At 45.0% G+C, this 4349-nt stretch carries 3 protein-coding genes and 1 pseudogene; 3 read left to right on the forward strand and 1 reads right to left on the reverse strand.

The features are described from left to right. From RIE73_RS16910 to RIE73_RS16920, 3 genes are all read left to right on the forward strand, one after another. The coding region (locus tag RIE73_RS16910; protein ID WP_446402287.1) for an eCIS core domain-containing protein at positions 1 to 2034 on the forward strand (2034 nt) is incomplete at its 5' end. Between the two features lie 3 nt (positions 2035 to 2037). Beyond that, positions 2038 to 2841 (forward strand): hypothetical protein, encoded by an 804-nt coding sequence (locus tag RIE73_RS16915; RefSeq protein ID WP_446402288.1) that lies wholly within the window; start codon positions 2038 to 2040, stop codon positions 2839 to 2841. A gap of 103 nt (positions 2842 to 2944) precedes the next feature. Further along, the gene (locus RIE73_RS16920) at positions 2945 to 3901 is read left to right on the forward strand and encodes a polyprenyl synthetase family protein (RefSeq protein WP_446402289.1); all 957 of its coding nucleotides are present in this window, start codon (positions 2945 to 2947) and stop codon (positions 3899 to 3901) included. Between the two features lie 6 nt (positions 3902 to 3907). Here the strand turns inward: RIE73_RS16920 and RIE73_RS16925 are convergent. Next, positions 3908 to 4349: pseudogene (locus tag RIE73_RS16925) on the reverse strand (Uma2 family endonuclease); the annotation flags it as partial.

The following is a 4349-nucleotide window of genomic DNA, read 5'->3' on the forward strand; positions in this document are numbered from 1 at the left end:
GCTGACCTTGTAGAGACGTTGCATGCAACGTCTCTACAGGTAATGTCCATGTCAGCGCCTCCTGATAGTTCAGCGTCCGTTCAGCGTCAGTTGGACACCAATCACCCCCATCACCCCCATCAGATCTGGCAAAGAGCGCAATCAATTACACCTGTGGTACACAGGCAAATTGATCCGCGTGTGCAGATGCGCCAGATGATACAACAGGCAAATCAAATCGATGGAAATCAAGCCTCTGGGGATTTAGAGAGTCGTTTAAATGCATCTAAGGGTGGAGGTTCTCCATTATCCGAGAACGTGAGAGGATTTATGGAGCCGCGCTTTGGAGCTGATTTTAGTGGAGTGCGGGTGCATACGGGTGGTGAAGCGGTGCAGATGAATCAGGAGTTGGGCGCTCAGGCGTTTACTCATGGGAGTGATGTTTATTTTGGGGCGGGGAAGTCGCCGGGGAATAATGAGTTGACGGCGCATGAGTTGACTCATGTGGTACAGCAAACAGGTGCAGTGCAGCAACAGAATCAACCACTCCAGAATCAAAGCATCAGTTTAAAAGAAATACCGATTTTGGAAGGGGTAGCACCTAAGAGTAATGTATTGAGTCATCTGCAATCCTTGAGAGGAACTGCTAGTCATGATTCCTCGGTTTACCGCAAGGAGATTCTTCAGTTTCAACGAGAAAATCCGGCTGATAAGATTGCCGCTTCTCAGCAGCAGGTTTTAGAGTCAGATGAGTCTGTAGATATTCAGCAGAAAGACACTAGCTCACAAATAAGGCGTTGTGGTGGTAACTCAACCCCAAGTCAAACTTCGGCAGAGAAGGTTGAGTTTACAGGAAGTCACGCTCTGACTGCTTATGGAAGTGACCCTAAAGCTAATGCAACTTGGACTCCAAGTTCTACCGATCATGCTGTTGCCTACACTAAGAGTACAAATCCAGTTATCAATGCCCAGTTTAAACTAGGAAAAGATTTGTCTGGATCTTCTGTTCCTGCTTCAGCATCTGTGCGTGTCAAGGAAGGTGGAGCTATTCGGGGAACCAAGACAGGTATTGCCCCCAGTGGCGGTATTATCGATGTCGCAGGTCTTACCTTAACTGGACTTACAGACTCCACTGAGGTTCGGTCAAGCACCTATAACCTTGAATGGGAAGGCTCAGCAGATGGCACCACATGGACGCCAATTGGCACAACGGGAGCTCATCCAATTTATTGGGTTCACAATACTCCCCTCGCCAGTCCTCTATATAATTTTGCGGTGGCTCAGGCAACAGGCTACGCCGCTGGTGCTAGTGATGTAGCCGCAGCAATCCGTTCTGGGTTACATGGCTCTATCGCTTACAATCCTGCCGATCCGATCAACGCTGATCCATTGACAGTCTTCAACGATGGTGTGGGAATTTGTACTGATTTTGGTAACCTGTTAACACTTCTTGCTCGCTCTGTAGGGTTGAATGCCAATGCTGTGATGTTCTGGGGAGGCTTTCAGTCTTTGGGTAAAAACGTTTGGGTGACTCTGGGCGGAAGCTACACAAATCTTGTTCATGTTAACCCAGGTGACTGGTCATTTAACTACCACGTTATCTCACGGATTGAGGGAACCCTGCAAGATGCCGCCCTAGATCGGGTTGGGATTGATGCCCAGGCGGTACATGATGGCAAGATTGTCCATCTAGTGGAACTTAACTCAGCCGGATTGCCTGAGGCAAAGAAAGGTCAAGCCTACAATCAAGTCATCCCGCGAAAAGATCATACAGTGCAGGTCACGATTCGAGATTATGATTCACAGATTACATCAACAGACTTCAATGATGTTTACCCTGTTCAAGTACCATCAGGAGCGCCATCACCTGTAGAGGTGCCTGTGATGTGGAGTTTGGCAAGTGGCTCTCTACCGACAGGTTTAAGTCTCAACCCTGCTACAGGTGTAATCAGTGGCACACCGACTGCTGACGGTATGTTTACCCTTGGGATTAACGTTAACGCCGGATCTGGGTTTGCTCATACGTCTTCTTTAAACCTTGAAGTTAAAAAATAAACCATGCGCTGGGTACTAATTGCTTTATTAACTATTTTCTTGGTAGGAGGTTACAACGTGTTTGCAAAAAACAGCAATTCCTTTCCTTCGTTGCAACCTCTACCTCTAACAGACCGCATAAACAAAGAGAGCATCATTGGAATTTTTCCCTTCTCAGAGGCACAAACCACTGCTGCTATCAACTTACCATCGATAGATAGCCTCCTCAAAGGTGTCGGTTTAATGGTATCAAGTATTGATGGAGAGGAAATAACTGACCCAGATCTTGCTAAACGTATCTCCGACGAACTTGGACATCTTTTAGGTGGTTGGTTTGCTCAAGACTTAACACCATACATTAAACTCCATAAAAGTCTTGTGTCCGACGATGTTCAGGATTCCTATCGCCGTGGTGGAATGACTATCACTTGGGACGAACCGAAGACTGCATTCTACTACATGGCTTTTGAAGTACCCCCCTGGCAAGTTCAAGCAGTAGGAGAAGTGGGAGTCTTTCACAGTGTCTCCATCGGTCGTTCTCTATCTCAAACTGAAGCAATTCGAGAGGGAGGGCATCCGGCTGTCCATCCAGTGGGTTCTATTGAACCCCTCTTGGCTCAAGCTACTCCTAAGCTTCTTCTTAAAGAGTTCAGTGATCACTCTGCTGACCATGCAACTAATGTTTTTGATACTTACCTTCAAAGACCTGGACTCACGATTAAGTCAGGTGTTCGCCAGCGCCTTGTTGATGGCAAAGCAGAGATTTCAAGTGGACAACCTTACCATTATGGCATCCGCATCAACCTGGATCTGCGCTCATCTCAATAAGTCAATTAATCATCACCTTTTGGAAGGAAAAAAGTCCACTTTGATCATAGCTATAGCGTCGTAGACCCAATAACCATTTATTATTTGCTTGACACCTATTACCATGGACTCTTTAAAAGAGTTATATCCTGAAGTTAGAGAAGTTCTTAAAAACTCAATTCCGAATTATTGGTCTGAATTGAGGTACGTCCTAAAAGGGTTTTTAGAAGGAGCAATGAGTCCTGAGGCTATGTTGCCATTAGCCTCCTGCCAAGCTGTTAATGGCAATCCCAAAAATGCTATTCATATTTCCGCCGCACTTCTAGCTTTTGGAGCCTGTTTACGAATCTTGGATGATTTAGAAGACCGAGATAGAGCCGATAAATTATGGGAGAAAGTGGGAACAGCAAGGGCTTGGAACTTCGCTTGTGCTGTAAATATTATTTGCTTTGAAATATTGAGCAAGGCACCTCTTCAATTAGAGGTATTTAAGAGCATTAATCAATGCTATCTTGATACTTGTTTACGGATAGCAGCAGGTCAAGATAAAGATTTAGCCGGAGTCACTCAGACAATTGATGACTACTGGTTATCCATACAAATGAAAACAGCTTCTGCATCAGCTATGGCTTGTGCAACTGGTGCTATGGTAGGTACAGATAACTCTGAACTGATTCAGGCTTGTGGCGTTTTCGGTCATCACCTAGGGCTGGCTATACAAATTCTCAATGATATGGAATCGATTTGGCAACCTGATGGAATTACCGACTTGAAGCAAGGAAAAATTACTCTTCCTTTACTCTATGGGTTGCAATCTAACCATCCTGAACGTGAAGAACTCATGTCTATAGTGAGCGATAATGAAATTGCTACTCATGCAGAAAGAATACAAGAAATATTAGACCACATTGACACGAAAAGATTCTTGATATGGGCGGCTCTAAAAGAACGGGAACAAGCCTTAGAAGCTATAAAAATTTGTCCCAATGCTGAGGGAAGAGAAGTGCTGGAATCCTATATAACCGGGATGTTTGGAGATATTGATTTATTACTGGAAAAACCAGAAGATGACAAGACTTAACCCAAATCACCAAATCTTTGCCATCAGCAATCTGAAACCGAGTAACTCTGGATCACCACTAACCTGCTCCGGGTTCTCCAAAATTTGAACCTCTTGATTTGGGCGATAGACATAAACAGTGCGATTTTTGCGGTCAATCAACCAGCCGAGAGATACACCATTCTCTATGTATTCCTGCATCTTCTTTTTCAAACTACTTAAAGTATCACTCGCCGAGCGTAACTCAATCACAAAATCAGGGCAAATCGGCGCAAAGGATGCTTTTTCCTCCTCAGTTAGAGCATTCCATCGTTCTGTTTCAATCCAAGATGCATCAGGCGTTCGTGAAGCGTCTCCGTAGGAGAATCGCATTGCACCATTAGGAAGCGTAAATCCTGCACTGGAGTCAAAACCCTTTCCCTGTACCATCAAGTTCCGCCCAAATACCAAGCTGTACAGCCAGATTAAA

It is taken from the genome of Coleofasciculus sp. C1-SOL-03, from assembly GCF_040220555.1.
GTDB lineage: Bacteria > Cyanobacteriota > Cyanobacteriia > Cyanobacteriales > Coleofasciculaceae > Coleofasciculus.

Coding starts and splice junctions, on each gene's coding strand:
- RIE73_RS16920 (WP_446402289.1), top strand. CDS start 2,945: ATGGACTCTTTAAAAGAGTTATATCCTGAAGTTAGAGAAGTTCTTAAA.
- RIE73_RS16915 (WP_446402288.1), top strand. CDS start 2,038: ATGCGCTGGGTACTAATTGCTTTATTAACTATTTTCTTGGTAGGAGGT.